The 22,935-nt window shown below is 31.3% G+C and carries 21 protein-coding genes and 3 pseudogenes; 20 read left to right on the forward strand and 4 right to left on the reverse strand.

Features of this window, described 5'->3' with window-relative positions; genetic code table 11:
- The first annotated feature begins 114 nt into the window (after positions 1 to 114).
- The 6 genes and pseudogenes from tenA to MKX66_RS06490 all read left to right on the forward strand — a co-directional run bounded on the left by tenA (position 115) and on the right by MKX66_RS06490 (position 6,061).
- Positions 115 to 801, forward strand: a complete 687-nt coding sequence (gene tenA, locus MKX66_RS06465) for a thiaminase II (protein WP_341085797.1) — start codon at positions 115 to 117, stop codon at positions 799 to 801.
- A 332-nt stretch (positions 802 to 1,133) separates the two neighbouring features.
- Entirely contained in the window at positions 1,134 to 3,515 is a 2,382-nt protein-coding gene (locus tag MKX66_RS06470) for a pPIWI_RE module domain-containing protein (RefSeq protein ID WP_326997909.1), read from the forward strand.
- A 210-nt stretch (positions 3,516 to 3,725) separates the two neighbouring features.
- Complete coding sequence (locus tag MKX66_RS06475; protein ID WP_002070031.1) at positions 3,726 to 4,493, forward strand: DUF3959 family protein; 768 nt, start codon at positions 3,726 to 3,728, stop codon at positions 4,491 to 4,493.
- Between the two features lie 144 nt (positions 4,494 to 4,637).
- Positions 4,638 to 5,054: a DUF3995 domain-containing protein gene (locus tag MKX66_RS06480; protein WP_341085798.1), complete on the forward strand. Its 417-nt coding sequence runs from the start codon at positions 4,638 to 4,640 to the stop codon at positions 5,052 to 5,054.
- Between the two features lie 70 nt (positions 5,055 to 5,124).
- Positions 5,125 to 5,415: pseudogene (locus tag MKX66_RS06485) on the forward strand (homoserine dehydrogenase); the annotation flags it as partial.
- A 439-nt stretch (positions 5,416 to 5,854) separates the two neighbouring features.
- Positions 5,855 to 6,061: a hypothetical protein gene (locus MKX66_RS06490; RefSeq protein ID WP_341087677.1), complete on the forward strand. Its 207-nt coding sequence runs from the start codon at positions 5,855 to 5,857 to the stop codon at positions 6,059 to 6,061.
- Here the strand turns inward: MKX66_RS06490 and MKX66_RS06495 are convergent.
- Positions 6,012 to 6,203 carry a hypothetical protein gene (locus tag MKX66_RS06495; RefSeq protein WP_002070042.1) on the reverse strand — a complete coding sequence of 64 codons (192 nt, stop codon included), beginning with the start codon at positions 6,201 to 6,203 and terminating at the stop codon, positions 6,012 to 6,014. The two genes, MKX66_RS06490 and MKX66_RS06495, sit on opposite strands and share 50 nt — an antisense overlap.
- A gap of 624 nt (positions 6,204 to 6,827) precedes the next feature.
- Between MKX66_RS06495 and MKX66_RS06500 the strand changes: the two genes are divergently transcribed.
- Positions 6,828 to 7,031: a hypothetical protein gene (locus MKX66_RS06500; RefSeq protein WP_002085220.1), complete on the forward strand. Its 204-nt coding sequence runs from the start codon at positions 6,828 to 6,830 to the stop codon at positions 7,029 to 7,031.
- Positions 7,032 to 7,383: 352 nt separating this feature from the next.
- Here the strand turns inward: MKX66_RS06500 and MKX66_RS06505 are convergent, their stop codons facing one another.
- Positions 7,384 to 7,587 (reverse strand): hypothetical protein, encoded by a 204-nt coding sequence (locus tag MKX66_RS06505; protein WP_002085221.1) that lies wholly within the window; start codon positions 7,585 to 7,587, stop codon positions 7,384 to 7,386.
- 298 nt (positions 7,588 to 7,885) lie between these two features.
- Here MKX66_RS06505 and MKX66_RS06510 point away from each other — a divergent pair, with 298 nt between their 5' ends.
- From MKX66_RS06510 to MKX66_RS06535, 6 genes are all read left to right on the forward strand, one after another.
- Positions 7,886 to 8,890: a DUF1835 domain-containing protein gene (locus MKX66_RS06510; RefSeq protein WP_002189788.1), complete on the forward strand. Its 1,005-nt coding sequence runs from the start codon at positions 7,886 to 7,888 to the stop codon at positions 8,888 to 8,890.
- A gap of 146 nt (positions 8,891 to 9,036) precedes the next feature.
- Positions 9,037 to 9,441 carry a hypothetical protein gene (locus MKX66_RS06515; protein WP_002032464.1) on the forward strand — a complete coding sequence of 135 codons (405 nt, stop codon included), beginning with the start codon at positions 9,037 to 9,039 and terminating at the stop codon, positions 9,439 to 9,441.
- A 160-nt stretch (positions 9,442 to 9,601) separates the two neighbouring features.
- Complete coding sequence (locus MKX66_RS06520) at positions 9,602 to 10,837, forward strand: cytochrome P450 family protein (protein WP_341085799.1); 1,236 nt, start codon at positions 9,602 to 9,604, stop codon at positions 10,835 to 10,837.
- 267 nt (positions 10,838 to 11,104) lie between these two features.
- Positions 11,105 to 12,388: an MFS transporter gene (locus MKX66_RS06525; RefSeq protein ID WP_341085800.1), complete on the forward strand. Its 1,284-nt coding sequence runs from the start codon at positions 11,105 to 11,107 to the stop codon at positions 12,386 to 12,388.
- Positions 12,378 to 13,007, forward strand: a complete 630-nt coding sequence (locus MKX66_RS06530; protein ID WP_002189783.1) for a Vat family streptogramin A O-acetyltransferase — start codon at positions 12,378 to 12,380, stop codon at positions 13,005 to 13,007. The genes MKX66_RS06525 and MKX66_RS06530 overlap by 11 nt, the downstream gene beginning before the upstream one ends.
- 73 nt (positions 13,008 to 13,080) lie before the next feature.
- The gene (locus MKX66_RS06535) at positions 13,081 to 13,236 is read left to right on the forward strand and encodes a DUF1540 domain-containing protein (RefSeq protein ID WP_000046092.1); all 156 of its coding nucleotides are present in this window, start codon (positions 13,081 to 13,083) and stop codon (positions 13,234 to 13,236) included.
- Positions 13,237 to 13,339: 103 nt separating this feature from the next.
- On the opposite strand, the gene MKX66_RS06540 is transcribed toward MKX66_RS06535, so the two are convergent.
- Both MKX66_RS06540 and MKX66_RS06545 read right to left on the reverse strand, forming a co-directional pair.
- Positions 13,340 to 13,744 carry a PadR family transcriptional regulator gene (locus tag MKX66_RS06540; protein WP_341087621.1) on the reverse strand — a complete coding sequence of 135 codons (405 nt, stop codon included), beginning with the start codon at positions 13,742 to 13,744 and terminating at the stop codon, positions 13,340 to 13,342.
- Between the two features lie 218 nt (positions 13,745 to 13,962).
- Complete coding sequence (locus MKX66_RS06545; protein WP_341085801.1) at positions 13,963 to 14,484, reverse strand: DinB family protein; 522 nt, start codon at positions 14,482 to 14,484, stop codon at positions 13,963 to 13,965.
- Between the two features lie 256 nt (positions 14,485 to 14,740).
- Between MKX66_RS06545 and MKX66_RS06550 the strand changes: the two genes are divergently transcribed.
- The 7 genes and pseudogenes from MKX66_RS06550 to lepB all read left to right on the forward strand — a co-directional run bounded on the left by MKX66_RS06550 (position 14,741) and on the right by lepB (position 22,814).
- Complete coding sequence (locus tag MKX66_RS06550; RefSeq protein ID WP_000717614.1) at positions 14,741 to 15,043, forward strand: hypothetical protein; 303 nt, start codon at positions 14,741 to 14,743, stop codon at positions 15,041 to 15,043.
- A gap of 93 nt (positions 15,044 to 15,136) precedes the next feature.
- A pseudogene (locus tag MKX66_RS06555) lies at positions 15,137 to 16,003 on the forward strand (cytochrome P450); the annotation flags it as partial.
- Between the two features lie 114 nt (positions 16,004 to 16,117).
- Positions 16,118 to 16,696 (forward strand): cysteine dioxygenase family protein, encoded by a 579-nt coding sequence (locus MKX66_RS06560; protein ID WP_341085802.1) that lies wholly within the window; start codon positions 16,118 to 16,120, stop codon positions 16,694 to 16,696.
- Positions 16,697 to 16,873: 177 nt separating this feature from the next.
- A complete protein-coding gene (locus MKX66_RS06565; RefSeq protein ID WP_341085803.1) occupies positions 16,874 to 17,725 on the forward strand; it encodes a Cof-type HAD-IIB family hydrolase in 852 nt (283 codons plus the stop codon).
- A 351-nt stretch (positions 17,726 to 18,076) separates the two neighbouring features.
- The gene (locus MKX66_RS06570; protein ID WP_002189773.1) at positions 18,077 to 19,864 is read left to right on the forward strand and encodes a PAS domain-containing sensor histidine kinase; all 1,788 of its coding nucleotides are present in this window, start codon (positions 18,077 to 18,079) and stop codon (positions 19,862 to 19,864) included.
- Between the two features lie 224 nt (positions 19,865 to 20,088).
- Complete coding sequence (locus MKX66_RS06575; RefSeq protein ID WP_341085805.1) at positions 20,089 to 22,215, forward strand: peptidoglycan D,D-transpeptidase FtsI family protein; 2,127 nt, start codon at positions 20,089 to 20,091, stop codon at positions 22,213 to 22,215.
- Between the two features lie 77 nt (positions 22,216 to 22,292).
- Positions 22,293 to 22,814, forward strand: a pseudogene (lepB, locus tag MKX66_RS06580) (signal peptidase I).
- Positions 22,815 to 22,935: the final 121 nt, after the last annotated feature.

Consider the following 22,935-nt stretch of genomic DNA (forward strand, 5'->3'; position numbering starts at 1 on the left):
ATAAATACTGTCAATTTCACTTTCTTTACGCCTGTAAAGAAAGTTTTTTTATTTTACAGCTTTAATAATTGTGGATAAATACGTATATTTTTTACATTATTTGGAGGAATTTAAATGACTTTTTCACAATCATTACGTAAAGAAGTAGATTCAATTTGGGAAGCAAGTTTTAACCATCCTTTTGTAAAAAAACTAGGCGAAGGAACATTAGATTTAGCTAGTTTTCGATATTATGTGCTTCAAGATTCTTATTATTTGAGTCATTTTGCTAGAGTACAAACGTTAGGTGCTGCAAAGGCTCTTGAATTAGAAACGACAGCTCGTATGGCACACCATGCACAAAATACGTATGAAGCTGAGTTATCATTACATGAGAATTTCGCAAAGAAATTAGGGATTACAAAAGAAGAAAAAGATAATTTTATTCCTGCGCCAACTGCATATGCATATACATCTCATATGTATCGTGCAGCTTATGAAGGGCATTTAGGAGATATTATTGCGGCTATTTTACCTTGTTATTGGTTATATTATGAAATCGGTGAACGGTTAAAAGAATGTCAACCAGAAGAGCCAATTTATCAAGAATGGATTTCTGCATATGGATCTGATTGGTTCCGTACTCTAGTAGAAGAGCAAATCACACGATTAGATACGATCGCTGAAAAAGTAACAGAGGCAGACCGTAATCGTATGAGAAAACATTTTATTTTTAGTAGTCAATATGAATATTCATTTTGGGAAATGGCATATACATTAGAAAAATGGCCGGTGAATGAAGAAGTTAAAGGTGTTATTTAATTAAGAGTATATAAAAGGTATCGCTATATAAAGAGGCGATACCTTTTATTATATTTAGTTTCTGTAATTTTTTTGTAAATCATATATAAAAAAATATAATAATTAATTATAATGATTTTATAATATAAAGTCCCATAAGGAGGTAGTTATATGTTAATAGTTACTTTATATTAATTTGATTTTAATAATGTTTTATTTATATAAACGAATGTAATTTAGCTATTTCCTTTAATGTGCTTGGTTAAAATTTGATTCGTTAATGCTTAAAAAATTGGTATCTTTTCTAGTATTATTCATGATCAATATAAATTAAGAGAGGAAGTATTAATAATATGGAAAAATTACAGTTATTAGCATTTAAAAATATAGTAGAACCCCTCTATAATGAGAAAGTATCGTATATTTATTTTCCTATTGAATGGCTTGAGATTGTAGAGATACATTATAGAACATTTTTATTAACGAGCAAATTAAAACTTGTAAATGAAAGATTGTATGAAATGTTTTCTGATATATTATTCATTCAGCATAATCCATATATATTAAAGGAAGATACGCCCTGGATTGTAGCAAAAGAACCAATGAAACAAGAACAGTTAGACTATATTTTCCAAAGCTGGTATGAGGTTATTCATGATTGGAAACCTAATAAATTAATAGATCCACCACATTTAGAATGGCAGTATGATTTAATTAGTAATTTGCCAGCATTACATGATAAAAAAACGTTTTCTAAATGGGTACCAGCTCTAATTACTCATATTTTTTGCGAACAGCCTTTACATTTGGAAAATAAAAATGAGGAAGAAATATATTTTTCACCACTGCGATCACAACATGTTTCAGAAGCGATGTCTGAGCCAATTAAAGATGAAGAAACACATGATTATTTCTCTTATGTATATCGGTTTGAATACGTAACTCGTGGAGGTGAGAATATTCCGCTATTAAAAGTATCTGTAGGGATTAGGAGGTTTTATCAACAATATAATCATAAAGATATCCCTATACTTTTAGGGCGAAAGCGGAGCCAAATACTGATTTCAACTCCTGAATTTGAATCAAATAATAAAAAGCAAAGATTTGTAAAGTTAAAAGTACAACAAGCTGTAAAAGGAATAAAGTGGATTAAACGTTTTAGAAATTTAAAAGATGATTATAGGATAGGGGGAGAAGTTAAATTAGAGAACATTCTCCAATGTCCGAAAGAGTATATTAGAGGAACAAAGATAAGAGTGCTTCTTCCATATAACGAAAATATATATAAAGTTCAAGGAACAAAAATAAAATTTGGTATAAAAGTAAGAGAAAAAGAGGAACTTTTTAATGAATTCCAACGAATATGCCCATATTTCACATTACTTCCAGAATGTGAAAATGTATTAACTAATAATGAGAATGAGTTATTACCTTTATTTGCCCCAAAGGGATTAGAATCAATTACGTTAGAAGTATGGTCAGATGATATAGTAATAGAGATAGAACAAGCGTTATTAGATAGCAAAATAGTTTTAGCTCAAAACGGAGATTCCTCCTATGTATTAAATGCAGACAATCCGGTGTTGTTAAAAATAGTAAGATATAACATTAGGAAATTGTTACAAAATCCATATAGAATGCAATATAGCCATAAAAACAAAAAGAAACTAGTAGACGATGTCGTAAAAGCTGTACATGCTACGGCAGGTGAGCAAAATGAAATGAAATTAGCATTAATTGCAATAAAAAATTGTGATGGTCGCGAAAAAATTAATCCAAAGCAAATTATTCGGGAAGGATTCGCTCAAACGGAACGTATTTCAGCATTTATTAATTTATTTATCGGACAAAGTGTATCTAAAAAAGAAATTATTAATGCCATTCTTAGTTTGTTAGAACAAAAGGGATTCTTAAAGTGTAGTTGGAATAAGATAAAATTACCGGGGATAATTGTAAATTTATCAATTGAGAAAATGTCTAAATATGATTTCTTACCTATTTTTTCAAAAATAAATGGGAGAGAAATATTATATAAATTATATGGTCAAGAAGAATGGGGCACAATTGATCATACTTTATTAAATATAGGTAATAATAAAGTGTTTTTACCACAACCATCAAAAAGGAATGATATAGGAGTCAGTTTTAAACAATTTATGTCAGAAACATTAGTTGAAATTTCACAAGATGCACATAAACAAAATAAAGAAGTTTATTTTATTGTAGATGCCAATATGAGGAAATATTGGATAGAGGAATTGCAAAATAAAAGCGTTAATATTGGGGTTTCACCTGAAATAATCCCAAATTTAAAAGAGGATATAAACATAATTAGAATTAATACTAACTCAGATGTACCGAACTATATTGTTAGAGACCAAGAACATGTTATGAATGAAACGAGATTATTTGTAGATCAAATGGGAATTTACTATAGCACGGCTGCATACGAATTAGATTGTAATGAGATAGTACAGCAGTACATACTCGAAGTTATCCCGCTTGGTGTAAAATCTGAAGAGAGAGAAGAAATCGCCAAAATGATACATTACATGTGCTGTAAATCAACCTTGCTCTCAGAACAAAATATTCATAATACGTATGTAATGCATATGGCTAAATTAATTAAAAACTATACTACCGATATTGATTCAAGGGAGTTTAAAGAATTCAATGACGAATTAGATGAAGATGTAATAATTTTAGAAAAAGAAGATACATTGATATTAATATAAATAATATTGTACAAATCCTGCTAGTAATAATGAGCAGGATTTGTCATTTTTTCATGTAAATAAGGCTATCCTTTGTCATGTATCTTTTCTTTTACGTATTTACTTTATTTACATACAGGATTAAGATGTTTTTTAGAAATACAAAAACTACATCATATGGAAAAGCGATTTTTATTAATTGAAAAGAAAATTTGAAAGGAATGGGGAATTGTGAAGAAATTAGATGTATTATTAATGCTACTGAGCGGCCTCTTTCCAATTGCAGGAATGTTAAAGCAAATCCCTCTTGAACAATCTTTATATATTGGAGGACTTTTATTTTTTACTAGTTTCGGTAGTTACTTTGCGAAAAAGATATATTCACGTATATGTAGCTGGATAGCGTATGCACCATTTATAACATTACTGTTAGTTATTTGGAATCAGGATATTTCAATAAGTTCAATAATAGCGAACGCGAAAATCGCCGCTTGCATTGCGTTAATTCCGTGTTTATTCCGGTTTCGTACATACGGGCTTACTTTGGGCTTATTCTCATTATGGGCCGCGTTACTATGGGATATAAAAGAAGTGCAGTCGTTAGTCATACTTGAGCGTATGATGAATTTAATGACAAGCCATTACTTATATATTCTCCTTTTAGTTGGAGGACTTATATTAGGTGGATTACTTGCGATGTTATTACACCGTAAAGAGAAAGACACTAATAAAGAAAATACAAATCTATTTAAACAAAAAAAGAAACGTAAAAGGCTATCATTTAAGATCCGCTTTCCAAGATTACCGAAATTTAAGATGAAATTATTTAAGTTTGGTGGAAAAGGTTCTAAACGTAAAACGCCAGAAATAATGCATGAGCGTAATAACGAAGAACCAGTTGTAACATATGAAATGGCAGAGCAAATAGATCAATATAAAGAAAGTACTGTTCAAGGACAAACTAGGATGGAACGTCGAAAAAATAGGTATAATGCATAATAAATTTCACTAACCCCTTAATGATTTATCGTAAAATTGATAAATCATTAAGGGGTTTTTTATGTAATTAAATATAGATTGCGTATGAAGGATTCATAGCATATTTTAAAGGTAAGGATTTAAATAAAATAATGGGAGGACAAAATGCTTATTGTTACATATATTTCTGTTTGCATATTATTCTTAGTTAGTTTTTTACATGTTTATTGGGCTTTCGGAGGTAAGTGGGCGACAAATAGTGTCATTCCAACTAAAGCTGGAGAAAAGGCGTTTACACCAGGTACAGGAATGACATTGTTCATTGCGTTATTATTAAGTATGGCAGCAATGATTTTATTACAACAAGCAAATATTGTTCATTCCGCACTTCCCAATGTTTTTGTTCAAATGGGATCCTGTGTTTGTATGGTTGTTTTTTTCATAAGAGTAATTGGTGAGTTTCATTATTTTGGTATCTTTAAACGAAAAAAAGATACGCAGTTTGCTAGAATGGATACTGTTTTACATGTACCATTTTGTGCATTTTTATCTTTATCCTTCTTATTAGCAATAATAACGTGAACATATAACCAGCATTATTTTAATACTTTATTACAAACTAAACTAGGGATTTATACGGCAACAGAGATGATTAGATAAGCAGTACCCTCTACCATTTGCTTTAAATAACAAGTTATTGGAGCGGTTAGAAAATGAATCTCTTCAAACTATTGAGGGTTGTGTATCATGTCTACATTTCATGTTGGATATAAATTATGAAAAAATAAAATATTATGGATCGAGCACAAGTAGGTCATTTGTTCCATTATCGCAATCTTCAATTTGTCTTGCTGATTGTGTTTGTTTAACAGGAGTTGTATTGGGGTTACTAGGAACAGTGACATTTGGAGGATTAATGTTATCTGTATGTTCTCTTACATAAAGAAAAAAGGACACCCACTTAAGGTGTTTTTTTAGTTACTTAGGAGAGCTTTTGAGATAGGAGGGACATGGATTCAAATCTATAATTACACATTTTTATTGTGTTGTGTAACTCAAAAAGGAAAGTATCAGCAACTGCTTATTTTGTATGACTATAAACATTGGCTATTTGGGAGCTGTAATAGAATGCTTAGAAGGGGGCAAAAAATGGTGTGTGAAATATTAATAAAAAAGGACAAGCAGTCGTACCTACTGTCCTTTAAAGGAGAAAAGTCTTTTGGTTAAGAACTACGAATAAACAGAAAATCTGCTTGTAATTAGTTTTATCCCAAATATACATGCCTATACAAAAAGGGATAAGTTCAAAAATACTTATCCCAGGAAGGGAAATCCCAAACACCAAAATGGCTTGTATTGGTATACAGGTTCAAAAGTAGTATATGTCAAACGAAAAATCTCATACAAGAAGCAGACAATCAAAAGTATTGTCTGCCAGAAAGTCGGATGAATTAGCCAACTGTGAAAAATTGCTTTCCCACTTCAAGAAGAGTAAAGGCACAAATTTGAAAGAAATGAATTGGGATTTAGTTATTGCTTCTATGAATGATGCATTTTTTTCATTTTTTTTGTCCCCAAAAAACAACTAATAATTGCGAGTAATGCATTTGAAGAAATGAAATTTACGGTCCAATAAATTCCTGTTCCAGCAATTATATCGATAATTATAAATCTTTTAATTGCCGAACTTTGTACTACATGAAAAATAAATTGATTGTTATCGTTACCCAATGTTATCACATCCCTTATCTAATATATGACAAGGTATGCTTGCTCTAGTCTTCATGATAATATACGAAAAAGAGTAATTAGCAGAAGCTTATAAAGTAGTTATAAATAAAAGATAACTATCGGAAGTTAAATTATTAACTTCAGTGAAAAAAATAACAATCATAATTTATCCTGCGTTATTGATGGGATATTATGTTTTACTTAAGGGCTTATGCGGAAAGTTTGATGAAAAATTCTTTCATTAAAAGTACGATTCCTAGCAGAAACAAGACTTCAATTGAGAACCAAAACATACTTTTGTGAGGTTTTTTAAACTCCATAATAATTGATGAAAATAAAGAAATTGCGATAAGTATGATGATTAAGAGTCGGATTATATCAACCATTAATAACACTCCTAATATTTAATGAGTACTATTACATAATTTTTTTCAAAGATATATAATTCTGGAAATATTCTATTGAAATTTTAATGAAAAGAACAGGTGGTGTTTAGTAGCTTTTTTCTCAAAATCATTTCAAACGTGTAGTGGGAAGTGATAAAAGTGATAAATCCACGTTTTAATAAAAGGATGTAAGCGTATTTTTAGCGAATTATAGATAATTAAGAGAGGCGGTGACACTATGAAGTATGTAAAAGTCAGTATGAATGGTGGAAGTGAGCACAAATTCTCAATGACTTTAGAACGATTTGAAGAGTTTATTACTACAGAGAATGGATTATTAGAAAATAAATTAGTTTGTATTGAAAATGTAATGATTAACCCTACTAATATATCTTCTGTAGTTGAAAAAATTGGTGTACCTGCTAAATTTATGGAAGTTTAAAGGTAATTAGATAAAAAACATCCATGGGGATGTTTTTTGTTTATAAATAAAGAAATTGTACAATGAAAGTATGAGAAAATTTTATTAGTAATAATGTAGGCTATTAAGAATGAATGGATATAGAAAGGTCTTTTCTAGCGTGTTAGTTACTCCAATGTGTATGTATCTATTTGGCATCTAGACATTGTGCTTTCTAGTGCACAATGTAATAAGTATAAGCATATAGTATGTAATAGGACAAGATCTTCGTGTCCTACTAAATACTCAGAAAAAACCTCTAATCACATTAGGGCATCCAATAGCAGGGTGCTCTAATTTTTTATGAAAAATGTAGCTTCACAACGGTTTCGTTTCAATTATAGTTTTCTTTAACGTTAATAAATATTAAGATTAATATGATAGCAATAATTAAATTAGACAAATAGAAATTTTGGTGACACAGTAGTTCAAAGATGACATCGAATGTATACAATAAAGCGACAGCAGGTAATATACAAATAAATATAAATCTCCAATTTTTTAAATAATGTTTATAATTAGTAAGTACTTTCGCCATTAATATTGCTCCTGTATTTTTTATTTTCTATATAATTATACATTTAAATAAAAAGATTTACAAAGTGTTTAAAAATTATTTAGCAACTAATGTGATTTTGGGAGATAAATAAGGAGGAAGAAAAAAATATTATAGATCTATAGATTGAGAGGAACATAGAGAAAGATTTTGTTAAAAACTTAGATGGCTGCAGCAATCTGTGTAATAAACGATTTGATTTTAAAAAGACTTTTAAACATCTGGGCTAAAATGATACACTATAATCTACGTTATTTTAGAAATGAATAGAGGGATTTATATGATAGATAAAATTAAAAATGTTGTAGAGGATATGTATGAAGATGAAGCAAAACATTTACTTCAAAGTATTCTAATACAGTTAGATGTATTAGACGGGAATTATAGCGAAGATATGATAAAAAATTTAACGAGTATCCCTAAGCAATTGACGAGTCATACAACTCAGGAAAAAAATTTAGAAGAAAGCACACACATTCATATTGCCTTTGATGATTCAACTGCCGGATGTTTAAAATATATGTTGAAACAAGAAGGATTACACGAGGAGAGTGTTGTTTCATACTCTGAATTCTTTTCAATTGGTCCCATACATCAATTACATACGAATGAAGGTCAATTAGCAAGGGCACAGTGGTTATTAAATAACTTAACTTCTTATGATTGTTATTTTGAAGAAGAGTATTTACCAAGATTTAAGGAGACTTTAGAAGAGCTACATTCAATTCCGAATGAAACACCGATTACCGTTTGGAAGGCGGATAATGCCCATGAGCACGTAGGGCTTTGTTTTGCAATTGCGCAATTAAAAGATAAGAAAAATATTCGTGTTATGAATACTTCTGAAGCGAGTAGAGAAATATTAAAACAAGATTATGATATCCGTGGAACTGGAGAATTATCTCCTGAAAGTTTAGCTCTTTTCCAAAAAAGTTTTGTGGAATTTCCGTATTTAACTGAAGAGAAGCGAATGAAGTTTGCACATGAGTGGGATAGATTATCGCAAAGCACGGAGTTTTTAAGAGTTTGGAAAGACGATGAAGTGCATGCTGTACAAGAAGATTATTTTGATCAATTCATTATTGAGTGTGCGAAAAATGTAGGAGCAGATAAAGAATTTCATAAAGCTCCGAGAGTAATAGGTGAAGCACTTGGACTTTCGGATCAATTGGTTGGGGATACGTTTTTGGAATATCGCTTGAAAGAATTAATTAAGCAAGAAGTATTTGAATATGAAGGTTCATTAGATCAAATGCGTTTTTATAGTGTGAAGTTAATAAAATAAAAAATATATTTTGTTTATAAAAAAGCTCGTATTTTTAAAATACGAGCTTTTTTCAGATGAATTTAGGCTATACATAAGCTTCCTATGAATGGCGTATCACATATGAATGTTAAAAGAAACAAATGAAAAGAAGGTGATGGGTTATTATGTATAACCAACAAAACTATCCATATGATCAAGAGATGTATTATAATCCACAAAACTACGGTTATGAATCTACAAATGAAGTGAGAGATATTGAACAAGAAGACTATAGACCAGATGATGCGGAAGATGCTCCAACGTCACCACCACCGTCACAAGCTCCGTCTTTACCATCCACATTTGCTTCTCCAGCACAAGCAGGGAATATGAAATCATGGATGTGTAACTGTCTAGGAAGATGGGGCTATTTACGTTTACATCGACCTGGTCCTTTCGGAAGAGATTTATGGTTCTTTCCAACCGAGGTAAGAAGAAGCGGGGTTTCAGGTTACACTTGGCAAGGTGGTCGTCGTCGTAAAGTAAGTTATCGATATCAACAAATTAGTAATTTTATGTGCTTCGCATAATAGGAAGTGAGAGAGTAGAATAATTTTACTCTCTCACTTTTTTATTTTTCAATATACGAAGTAAGATTTTAATTAAAAATTTACAATTTTCTAGTTTTTATTGAAGTATAATTCAAATGTTAGGTTGATTTACACAAATAATTGAGAGTGAGGGAATGTAATGTCAATAAAAAATAAGGTTGGCCAAAAAATAGAGGATGGCATTAATTTAGCTTCTGCTCAGTTTAAAGAAGATGCTTATGAAATTTATAAAGAATCGAGAAAAGTACAGCCTATATTATTTGTAAATCAAATTGAAATCGGTAAAGAATGGCTCATTACAAGATATGAAGATGCTCTGCCGCTTTTAAAAGATAATCGCTTAAAAAAAGATCAGGCAAATGTGTTTCCTCAAGATACAAAGAACATGCATCTTTCCGTTGACAATAGTGATCATTTAACAACGCACATGTTAAATTCGGACCCACCTAACCACAGTCGTTTGCGATCTTTAGTTCAAAAAGCTTTTACACCGAAGATGATTTCACAATTAGACGGAAGAATTCAGAGAATAGCGGATGATTTAATAAGTGAAATAGAGCGAAAAGGTACATTAAATCTTGTGGATGATTATTCATTCCCATTACCGATTATTGTAATAAGTGAGATGCTTGGAATTCCAAAAGAGGATCAAGCGAAATTTAGAATTTGGTCTCATGCTGTCATTGCATCGCCAGAAACACCTGAAGAAATAAAAGAAACCGAAAAACAACTATCTGAGTTTATTACATATCTCCAATATATAGTTGATGTAAAACGAAAAAATCCAAAAGAAGATTTGGTTAGTGCGTTAATACTTGCAGAAAATGAAGGGCATAAACTTAGTGCTCGAGAGCTATATTCAATGATCATGTTATTAATTGTAGCCGGACACGAGACGACAGTGAATTTAATAACAAATACGGTATTAGCACTTCTTGAAAATCCGAAGCAATTACAGTTATTAAAAGAAAATCCGGAATTAATTGATTCAGCTATTGAGGAAGGATTGCGTTATTATTCTCCAGTTGAGGTGACAACTGCAAGATGGGCGGCTGAGCCGTTTCAAATTCATGACCAAACAATCCAAAAAGGAGATATGGTTATTATCGCATTAGCTTCAGCAAACCGTGATGAAACAGTATTTGAAAACCCAGAAGTATTTGATATTATGCGTGAGAATAACCGTCACATTGCTTTTGGACATGGTAGCCATTTCTGTTTAGGAGCTCCACTTGCTAGGTTGGAAGCAAAGATTGCTATTACTGCTCTGTTTAAAAGAATGCCATCGTTACAAATAAAAGGTGAGCGTGAAAAAATTAATTGGCAAGGTAATTATTTAATGCGTTCTTTAGAGGAATTACCATTGTCTTTTTAGAATAGTTATATTGAGACATGCATACACGACAAATGATTAACATAGAGTATGTATGTGTTATTTAAATTCGAAACGGAAGGGTGAAAACATCCCAATGATCAACTAATTCTATTTGTAAGAGATCTTCGTTAAAAAACGAAATATTCTTCTGAATAGGATTAGTATGTGCATGTATAGAAAAGGGATGTGTTTCGCACTGCGAATATATAGTCTTTTCATATGATTTGTGCTGCCTCCTGTTCAGAACACGAAATAGGAGGCTTTTTTATGTCGACGACTGCAGAAACGAAACAAAATCATGGGGTATCACAAGTATTAAAAAATCGATTTGTGCAAGGGATTCTAGCATCAGCATTATTTTTACAAGTTGGAATTTGGGTTCGTAACTTTGCGGTATTACTTTATGTTATGGAAATGACGAAAGGTGATGCTTTTGCTATTTCGATGATTTCGGTTGCTGAATTTGCTCCCATTTTTATTTTCTCATTCATTGGTGGAACGTTTGCTGATAGGTGGAAGCCAAAGAAGACGATGATATGGTGTGAAACGTTAAGTTCCATATCAGTATTCGTTGTATTAATTACACTTATGTTTGGAACATGGAAAATTGTGTTTTTTGTCACACTTATTTCTGCAATCCTTTCGCAGTTTTCTCAACCATCAGGTATGAAATTGTTTAAACAGCATTTATCAACGGAACAAATCCAATTAGCGATGTCAATATATCAAACAATATTTGCGATTTTTATGGTATTAGGACCGATTCTTGGAACATTTATTTTTCATAGTTTTGGAATTTATATTTCAATCATCATAACAGGTATCGCTTTTTTACTTGCTGCAGCTGTGTTGTTATTTCTACCGAAAGATCTTGAGAATGATAATGAGAAGAAAGAAATCACGCTATTACAGGAGATGCTGGATGGGATTAAATATGTGAAAAAGAAAAAAGCATTAACTTTGCTTGGCCTTTGTTTTATGGCAGCAGGACTCGGTATCGGTTTAATTCAGCCACTTGGTATATTTATTGTAACTGAGCAGTTAGGATTATCAAAAGAGAGTTTACAATGGTTACTAACGGTAAATGGTGCAGGAATGATTGTTGGGGGCGCTTTAGCGATGGTATTTGCGAAGAACGTTGCTCCGCAAAAGATGTTAATTATCGGTATGCTAGGTCAGGCGATCGGTATTGGGATTATAGGTTATTCCACAAATTTATGGGTAACACTCACAGCACAACTTTTTAGTGGGTTAGCTCTTCCGTGTATCCAAATAGGGATTAATACACTCATTATTCAAAATAGTGATACTGATTTTATTGGTCGTGTAAATGGCATTTTAAGTCCATTATTTACCGGTTCAATGGTAGTAACAATGAGTATTGCTGGTTCGTTAAAAGAAATGTTTTCATTAAGTACGATGTATGAGGGCACAGCTTTACTATTTATAATTGGATTATTATTTATTTTACCGATATACAATTTAAAGCCAGTAATAGCAATAGAAAATGAAATAAGTGATAAAGGAAGTGTTGTACAAAATGAATCCTAATCCAAATGTTAAGTACCCTATTGAAGGAAATCAAAATGTCCAATTTATAAAAAATACAATAACAAAAGCTAATATACTCATTGGAGACTATTCATATTATGATGCGAAAGATGGAGAAACATTTGAAGATCGTGTATTACATCATTATGAATTTCTTGGAGATCGCCTTATACTTGGAAAGTTTTGTTGTATTGCAAATGGAGTTACCTTTATTATGAACGGAGCGAATCATCGGATGGATGGATTTTCGGCATATCCATTTAATATATTTGGAAATGGGTGGGAGAAGTATACACCTAATTTGTCTGATTTACCTTACAAAGGTGATACAGTTATAGGAAATGACGTTTGGATTGGTATGGATACAACGATTATGCCCGGAATAAAAATAGGAGATGGTGCAATCATTGCAGCTAAATCTGTTGTGACTAGAGACGTCGCACCATATACAATTGTTGGCGGAAACCCTGCAAATAAAATAAAAGAACGATTTACAAATACAATAGTAGAAGAATTATTGCAAATTCAATGGTGGCATTTTGACATTGAAAAAATAACAGAAAATATAGATGCTATTGTTCAAGGAGACATTGAACCATTAAGAAAGCTAAAAAGGTAATAAAAAATGCATAACAAAGAGTATCATACCTCCGAATTTTGTTAATGATATTAGAACAAGGAGGTGTGATACTATGGCACAAGACGTTTTATGTGAAGTAAACAACTGTAAATTTTGGGCTAACGGCAATAAATGTAGTGCAGATGCAATTTATGTAGTAAGTAATAAAGGGAAACATGCATCAACTACGGAAGAAACAGATTGCAAAACTTTTGATCCAGAAATATAAAATTTTTGAAGGGTAGCCAAATCGTGGTTGCCCTTTTATTAATTATAGTATTGATAATAAATCTCATTTTCATTCATTGTTTTTAACTTTTCTTTTTATTTTTTCATATTTTCTTCATAAGTGATGTAATCCAGAGTAATTCATGCTCAATACGCGATTTACTAAATTCAATGACTTCTGTAATAAAAGATGAGCTAACATGTAAAGATTGAGTAGCAGTAAGCTGTTTATGTAGTACGTCTTGGCCTATTGTTAAAATTTCTTTTCTAGCTTCGTAATCAAGTTTTTCAAATAGCGCGATACGCACAAGGAATTCAGCGTTATTTGTCGCAATCTTTTCGGGAAACTCTCTTAACATTTCATAAAAAATTTCTTCTCCTGTTTCAGTTATGTCGTACATATTTCGGTGTGGCTTTCCGACTTGTTTATGTATTTGTTTAATTATAGCCCCCATATTTTCGAAGCGCCGAAGAGCGGGATACAGTGTATTATGGGGTTCAGCCGAGATACGTGTAAAAACGGGTCATAAGCTGTAATATATTTCCATTATTGGTTTTTTAGTTAAAAATATCTACCTCATGATTAACAAAAAGCTGATTACCTATGCGCTATAAATGAACTGCCCCCAATTGTTAAACAAAACCTAGCAATTGGGGGCAGTTCATAGTTATCATTTGACTCTTCTAGTGACTTTCTCAAGTAAAGCACCCTTTGGTTGAATAAGATTTATTTATTCATTCCCATCAATCGCTTAATTGTTCTTATTTGTCCACGATGATTAATTTCGTCTTCCATAACGTGAAACCACAAGTAGTAATTATTATAAGGCACACCATTATCCCACTTGTTTTCCTCGAATAACCAGCTATCTTGTTTTGATTTCAGATATGTTAGTGTATTTTCTCTAACTTGTGATAATTCATTCAAATAATAATCTAAAGATTGCTTTTTTATTCCTTCCCTTGCTTTGTCTCCAAGTTCTAAAGAAATTCGCCACTTTAGATATTCACTTTCAGTTAAATCTCTTTTTTCAAACGAGATAACTTGATGAACAAACTCTATCGCTGCAATATGTGATAAGAGAGAACCAATAGTGTTTGAACTACCGTTTGGTAAGAAATCTAAATCACTTTGGTTTAAATTGGAGATTTCGCTCAATGTAACATCTCTTGTATGTTCAAGCATTGTTACAAGCTCTCCAATCTTATTTGAATAGTTTTCTCTTGAAATTATTCTATAATCTATCATATATATCCCTCCAATTCATGCTAAGCATAAGTTTACCAATAAAATAAAAAAACAAAGTCTGAAAATTCATGTAAAATAATGATATAATTTAATTGAATATAAAGAAAAAGGAAACCTGTTTTTATCAGTGTTACCTTATCCAAGACTAAATTTTACCCATACATCATTTTTTTGATGTAGCTCTTGAAGATAAAAACTATTTAATTTTCAAGGAACAGTTATTAACTTAAAACTTATTATACGAGGAGGGTGTATCATGAAAAAAATATGCTTTGTATTAATTGTCGACGCTGGTATAAATTATGGTTCAATATTTTCTCTACCATTTTTAAGGAATCAGGATGATTTGAAGGAATATTTTTCTAAGTATTATGATGTTTCAATTAATTATATTAGGGATAAAAACTCAGTTGACTATTTGGTAGTTCCCAAACCGTGTCCACCTTTTGATAATGAAAATAATCTTCCAATAATTGAAGTACCAGCAATCTTATTTATGGAAAAGGATTTTGAAAAAATAAAGACTTATATAGACAATTATTTTTCTAATAACTCATAAAGAAAATAAAAGTACAGTAAAAAGAAGTCCGATAAAAAACGAGTGGCGTAGAATATTTCTATTAATCATTCGTTTTTTATTATATTTACATATCAGTCTATCGCAAATGAACTTGTACAACATATCGGGAAATATAGTGAGGTTAATATCGTTGAAGAGTTTGCTGCACCTTTACCTGTTACCGTCATATCCGATTTATTAGGAGTGCCAACAACTGACCGTAAAAAAATTAAAGAATGGTCTGATATTTTATTTATGCCATATAGTAAAGAAAAATTTAACGATTTGGATGTAGAAAAAGGAATTGCGTTAAATGAATTTAAAACGTACCTGCTTCCAATTGTTCAAGAGAAAAGATATCATTTAACCGACGATATTATTTCAGATTTAATACGAGCTGAATATGAAGGCGAAAGATTAACTGATGAAGAAATAGTTACTTTTTCTTTAGGTTTATTAGCGGCAGGTAATGAAACAACTACAAATTTAATTATTAACAGCTTTTATTGCTTTTTAGTAGATTCACCTGGAATATATGAAGAGTTAAGAAAAGAACCTACGTTAATTTCAAAAGCGATTGAGGAAGTTTTACGCTATCGCTTTCCCATTACATTAGCTAGGAGGATTACAGCGGACACAAATATATTTGGACCTTTTATGAAAAAGGATCAAATGATTGTTGCGTGGGTTAGTGCAGCAAATTTAGATGAGAAAAAGTTCTTACAAGCTTCTAAATTTAATTTACACAGAATAGGAAATGAAAAGCATTTAACCTTTGGTAAAGGTCCTCATTTTTGCTTAGGGGCGCCACTTGCACGTTTAGAAGCTGAGATTGCATTAACTACCTTTATAAATGCCTTTGAAAAAATAGAGTTATCTCCATCGTTCAATTTAGAAAAATGTATATTAGAAAATGAACAAACATTAAAATACTTACCTATTCTTTTGAAAACTAGGTAAAACGTTCAGCAAGGTACAAAATTACTGTACCTTGTTTTTTTATTTCTCAATTGTAAATTTTTAGTGGTCTATTTAGTATGGAAGTGTATGAAAGAAGAGTGGAGGAGGATGCTTATGTTAACGTGTAATGGAAGTAAAACGTTTCAAACATTTATTAAAGCTGTAACGGATTTAATTGATAGTAATTTATTAGAAGATCAAATTGTTTGTGCGATTGAAAAATTACTAGAAGAACTTTTAGAAAAAAAAACATGGCTTCCGCTAGAAAAACAGAAGGCGAATTCGGCTCAATATGCACGACACTTGTTATATGAAGATCCTTTAAAGCGATTTGAAGTATTAGCTCTTGTATGGAAAGATGGACAATCTACATCTTTACATGATCATGATGGTACATGGGGAGTAGAAGGCGTTTTTTCAGGAAGGATAATGGTGCAGAACTTTATACAAACTAAGCAGCTTGAAAATTCACTTGTTTATTTAACCCATACAGGAAATCTTTATTTGGGAGAAGGAGAAACAGATAAAGTCATTCCACCAGCTGATTGTCATATTCTTAAAATAGCTGAATGTGAAAGTGTTGTCACGATTCATATTTACGGAAAACGTTTAGAAAAGTTTAAAGTATATGTCCCAACTGAAGAAAAGAATGTGTATATGTGTGAGACAAAATATATTAGTTATAGTTCATAGTTTAAAATCAAAAGCTTTTCTTTAAAGAGAAAAGCTTTTGATTTTATTTTTAATTATTTCTTGACCTGAAACGCTTTTCATAAATTATAAATAAGAAGTACTTAACGAGCTCAATATGAAAACGATACCTTTTTGTTAAATAGATCTCGTGTATTTATAGAAAGTGGTGAAGAAATAATGAAATTAATAGCAATTGACTTAGATGGAACCCTTCTTTCGGGGAATAAAATGATTAGTAAAGAGAATGCAGAAGCAATTCGAAAATGTCAGGAAGCAGGCCATGTTGTAGCTATTTGTACAGGGCGTTCTATCGTTGATATTGAACGATTATTGTTAGAAGTTAATTTAGAGTGTCCAATTATTGCGGAAAATGGTGCCCTTATTTATAAAGATAAGAAAATGATGAAGAGATATCCAATTCAAAATATGCAAGCACTTGAGATTGTAGAATATCTTGAAGAGAATGGCTTATATTATCAGCTTTATACTGATAAAGGTGTATATGTACCAGATTATGGGGTAGAGAGTGTGCGTAATGAAATCGAGTATGTGAGGAATGCAAAAGAAAATTTTGATTTGAAAGAGTTAGAAACGATTGCAGCATTATATCTCGAACATACAGCATTTCATAGTGCGGAAAGTTGTAAACCAATTGTAGAAACTGATATACATGTGCATAAGCTTTTACCATTTTCTTATGACATAGAAAAGTTAAAAAAATTAAAAGCAGCGTTTCTGCATAATACTGATTTAGCAATTACATCTTCATATTGGCATAATTTAGAGATTAATCATCGAGATGCCCAAAAAGGAAATGGATTATATACTTTAGCAGAACACCTGAATATTCCAGTTGAAAATACTGTAGCAATAGGTGATGGCTTAAACGATGTTTCTATGATGGAGAAAGCAAATATATCAATTGCAATGGGAAATGCAGTTGAAGAAATAAAAGCGATGTGTCGATACGAAACGTTAACAAATGAAGAACATGGTGTCGCACATGCTTTATATAAATATGTAATGTAATAAAAAAAGAAAAAAGAATCCAAATAGATTCTTTTTTCTTTTTATTAGGGGTAAGGTATTCTATGTGATTCATAGAAGCCTTATTACACCTAATTATATAGAATATATTGGAATAAATGTTTATATTTTTCATGAAAATTATGAAAAATTCGTGAACTTTATGTTTATTGTATTTTTATAGTGCTGTTAGCAGCGCGTAACACTCCCATATTATTTTCTGTTTTTAATTGAAAAATAGAATTTGTTAGAATAATTATTCTACAGCTATATACCTAGGAGCACTTTCTTCGTATAATGAAGAAGTATGAATTTTGAATTTGTATAATTTTTACATATCGAGGTGAAAAAGGAATGAATGCGCGGCTAATGGAACTTATTGATGTGAGTACAATAGAAACCATGGCAGAACAATTTTATAAATTAACCAACATATCACATCAACTTCTTGATGCTGAAAACGAATGTATATTTTCATTTGGAATTAATGAAATGAAAGTATGTAAACTTCCCAAAATTGAAATCCCCCTTTTCTTATACAATCAATATTTAGGATCTTTTATTGTATGGTCCAAACGAAGCGAAATTTGCAATTGCCAAAAATATTTTGAAATGCTTTCTAACCTCATTATAACTGGGATGAAAAAAGCAGTTCAAAGTAAAAATACATCGTTACTTTCTCGAAAAGAGGAAGAACTACATACGATCTTACAAAACATGCCTGTTATGGTTGATGCGCTTGACTATAATGGAGATTTTGTTTTATGGAATCGAGAATGCGAGATTGTAACAGGTTATACTGCTGAAGAAATAATTGGGAATCCAAACGCTCTTCAATTACTGTATCCTGACCATAATTATCGCCATCAAATACAAAATAAATTTTTGACTCGTGGAAAAAATTTTAGAGATTGGGAAATGAGTTTAACATGTAAAAATGGTGAAATTAAAACGATAATGTGGTCCAATATATCAGAACAGTTTCCTGTAACAGGATTTAGTTACTGGGCTGTTGGGGTAGATATTACACATTTAAAAGCGATAGAAGAGCAATTAAAACAACAAACGTCTGAATTAGAATTAATTTTTAAAGCTTTACCAGATTTATGTTTTTTAACAGAAGATGATGGGACAATTATAGATTATAAAGCAGGATCCCCTACAAAATTTTACGTACCTGCAGAAGCTTTTATGGGAAAAAAGTTTTACGAAATATTACCGTCTCCAGTAGCACAGCAATTTCAAGAAGCAATTCGCCAATTGAAAGAAGAAGGAAAGAATGTAATTGTAGAATATATTCTGACAATTAATGGAAGTATCGATTTCTTTGAAGCTAGATGTTTACCATTATTACAAGATAAAATTATGATCATTGTACGCGATATCACAGAGCGGAAAAAGGCAGAAGAATTGCTAAATAAATCAGATACACTTGCGGCAATTGGTCAATTAGCAGCCGGTGTAGCTCATGAAGTGAGAAACCCATTAACTGTAATTAAAGGATTTATACAGTTATTCCAAATTAATAAAGAAGATCAAGAAAAATATTTTGATCTTATGCTTTCCGAAATAGAAAGAATAGAAGCAATCCTCCAAGAGTTTTTGTCGATTGCTAAAACTGATGAAATAAATACAGAAAAGAAAAATATTTATCAAATTTTTAAAAATGTCGTATCATTAATTAATACAAAAGCAATCATGACAAATATTCAAGTTGAACTATTTACAGATTCCAAAGAGATAATCATTGAATGCTCAGAAAATCAATTGAAACAAGTATTTATTAATATTTTGCAAAATTCAATTGAAGCAATGCTAGATGGCGGGAAAATTTCAATCCATATAAAAGAAATACATAAAAAAGGTGTCATTATTAGTGTAATAGATGAAGGAATAGGAATACCTGAAGAAAGAATTAAAAGATTAGGTGAACCTTTCTATAGTACGAAAGAAAAAGGTACCGGTATTGGATTGATGTTAAGTTATAAAATAATTGAAGGTCATCAAGGAACAATAAGTATAATGAGTGAGGTTGGCGTCGGGACAACTGTAACTATTTACTTGCCGAAAATTCAGAGTAAACAATCTCTATCAAATTGTGATGATAAATGTATATCGATACGTTCTAGTATTAACTCTTAAATAAATGATTAAATACCCAATGAAAAAAGCTAAACTTTTTTCATTGGGTATTTTTATATTTAATTTAGTAAACTTTACCTTTTCTTAACCTTTGTTTTAATTTCTATTAAGTTTTTATCAGTATATTAATATTTGTACAAAGTACTGTATAGAAAATGTGCACTACTTTTAATATATAGATTCAATTATTATTAGAAATACTGTAAGGAGGAGATTATGACAAGGTGAAAAAGCAAGTGAAAAAAAGTGGTAGAGCAATACCGATGCGGTTAAATATTTTATTTCTATGTGTATTTTTATTATTTTCTGCAATGATTATACAGTTAGGTAAAGTGCAAATTTTCGATGGAGAGACTTATAAAAATGAAGTAGAAAAGAGAGAAAATGCAACTGTGAGCCTATCTGTCCCACGTGGGAAAATATTTGATCGAGAAGGGAATCCAGTTGTTGATAATACATCTTTACGCACGATCACGTACACAAAGATGAAAGGTGTAAAATCAGAAGATATATTAAAAACTGCAAGACAACTTGTAGACATAATTGAAATGCCGCAAGAAGATATAGATAAGTTAAATGAGACAGATAAGAAAGATTTTTGGATGCAATTAAATCCGCAACTGGCTGAAAATCTAGTATCGAAAAAAGAAATAGATACATTTAGAGAAAAGGATATTAGCGGCAAGAAGCTAGATAAAAAAATAGAAGAGTTAAAAAGAAAACGGGTTACAGATAAAAATCTTCAGGAATTAACAGAGAAAGATATAAAAGTGTTAGCTATTAAAAGTAAGATGACTTCAGGTTATCAAATGGCACCTCAAATTATTAAAAAAGATGTTAGTGAAAAGAAATTTACTATAATTAGTGAAGGTTTAGCGAATCTCCCAGGTGTAGACGTATCGGTGGATTGGGAGAGAGTGTATGTAAATGATGGATTATTCCGATCTGTTCTTGGAAATGTTTCTAATTCCGATGAAGGATTACCAAGTGAACGATTAGATTACTACTTGGTACGTGATTATAGCCGAAATGATAGGGTTGGAAAAAGTTATATCGAGCAGCAATATGAAGATGTACTTCATGGTACAAAAAAAGAAGTAAGAAGCGTTGCAGATAAACAAGGTAATACAATTAGAACGGAAACCGTTTCTGAGGGAAAGAGCGGTAAGAATTTAACTTTAACAATAGATATGGAATTACAGAAAAAAGTAGAAGAGAGCATAGAAAAAATATTAAAGGCCTATAAAGGTTCAGAATCGATGTTGGACCGTGCTTTCGTTGTAATGATAAATCCGAAAAATGGTCAAGTATTATCAATGGCAGGGAAAAAATTAGTGGAAAAAGATAGGAAAACAGAAGTTGAAGATTATGCTTTAGGTACGATGACAAGTTCATATGAGCTTGGATCAACAGTTAAAGGTGCGACAATATTGACTGGTTTCGAAACGAAAGCTATAACACCAGGTACTTACTTTTATGATGCGCCTATGAAGTTTAAAGGAACTAAGGAGAAAAAGTCTTGGAAAGATTTCGGGAATATTGATGATCTAAGAGCTTTACAAGTTTCTTCTAACGTTTATATGTTTAATACAGCATTAAAAATTGCAGGTGTAGATTATGTGAAAAATAGTTCATTAAATATTAAACAGGAGTACTTTGATAAAATGAGGTATTATTTCAGGCAATTTGGATTAGGTGTTCCAACGGGTATTGATTTACCGAATGAAACAGCTGGACAAATTGGTAAAAAAGATAATCAACCTGGTTTTTTACTAGACTACTCAATTGGCCAGTATGACACCTATACGCCACTTCAGCTTGTACAGTATATTTCAACAATCGCAAACGGTGGATATCGAATGAAGCCACAAATTGTTCAAGAGGTAAGAGAGCAAACGTCGCAAAAAGATGAGATTGGTAAAGTGGTGCATGCAGTAGAACCAATCGTTTTAAATAAGATAGATATGAAAGAGGAATATATAAATCAAGTAAAAGAAGGATTTAGAAGGGTATTCCAAGAAGGTGATGGAACAGGAGTAAGGGCGTTCCAAAAAGCATCTTATAAGCCAGCAGGTAAAACAGGGACAGCACAGACAGTATACGGTGGAGAAAGTGATATTGGAAGAAATGAAAAAGGTGAGCGAAGAGAATGTTATAATTTAACGTTAGCAGGATATGCGCCGTATGATAATCCTGAAGTAGCATTCTCTGTAGTTGTGCCGTGGGTTATTAATGATAAATCTGGTATTAACTCTGATATTGGAAAAGAAGTTTTAGATGCTTATTTTGAATTAAAAAATAAGCGATTAACTGGCGAAGCACCAAAAACAGATGACTCTAAAGAGAATTAAAATATACGAAACGTCTCTAGCAATTATATGAACTAGAGACGTTTTTTACATACGAATAGATTAGAAATGAGGTATATATGAAGCAATTGATTCTAAAAGATCGGAGAAAAATATGTAGCTATATTTTAATTATAATAGGAATTATTTTTATTAATAAGTCATTCTTATTTTGTATGGTAGAAGGAATTTCGATGCAACCTACTTTGAATGAGAATAATCGCATACTTGTTAATAAGGCTAGCATCTATTTTTCTTCTTTTCATCATGGTGATGTTGTAATAATAAAAAAAGAGGACTCGGCTACATACTACGTGAAACGAATTATTGGATTACCGGGGAATAACATATAATTAAGAGACGATGAGGTATATATTAACGGTAAAAAGCGTGATGAGTCGTATATACAGTTAGATATGTCACAAGTATCAAATCGTTTTTCAAACTGTAGAGAAATGAAAGTTCCCACGCATAAATTATTTGTGTTAGGTGATAATCGAAATCATAGTAAAGATAGTAGGAATACGCTTGGACTAATTGATGAGTCAAATATAATAGGTAAAGTGAAGATGGTATATTATCCATTTGATCAAATAAAATAATTCTATTAGATATGCACGTTTTATAAAATAAATCATATATTGATAGCATAGGACAAGCAGAAAAGCTTATCCTAACCTCACAGAACACTCCTTATCACAGTTAGGCATCTACATTTTATGT

Source organism: Bacillus sp. FSL R9-9530 (genome assembly GCF_038008145.1).
Taxonomy (GTDB): domain Bacteria; phylum Bacillota; class Bacilli; order Bacillales; family Bacillaceae_G; genus Bacillus_A; species Bacillus_A mycoides.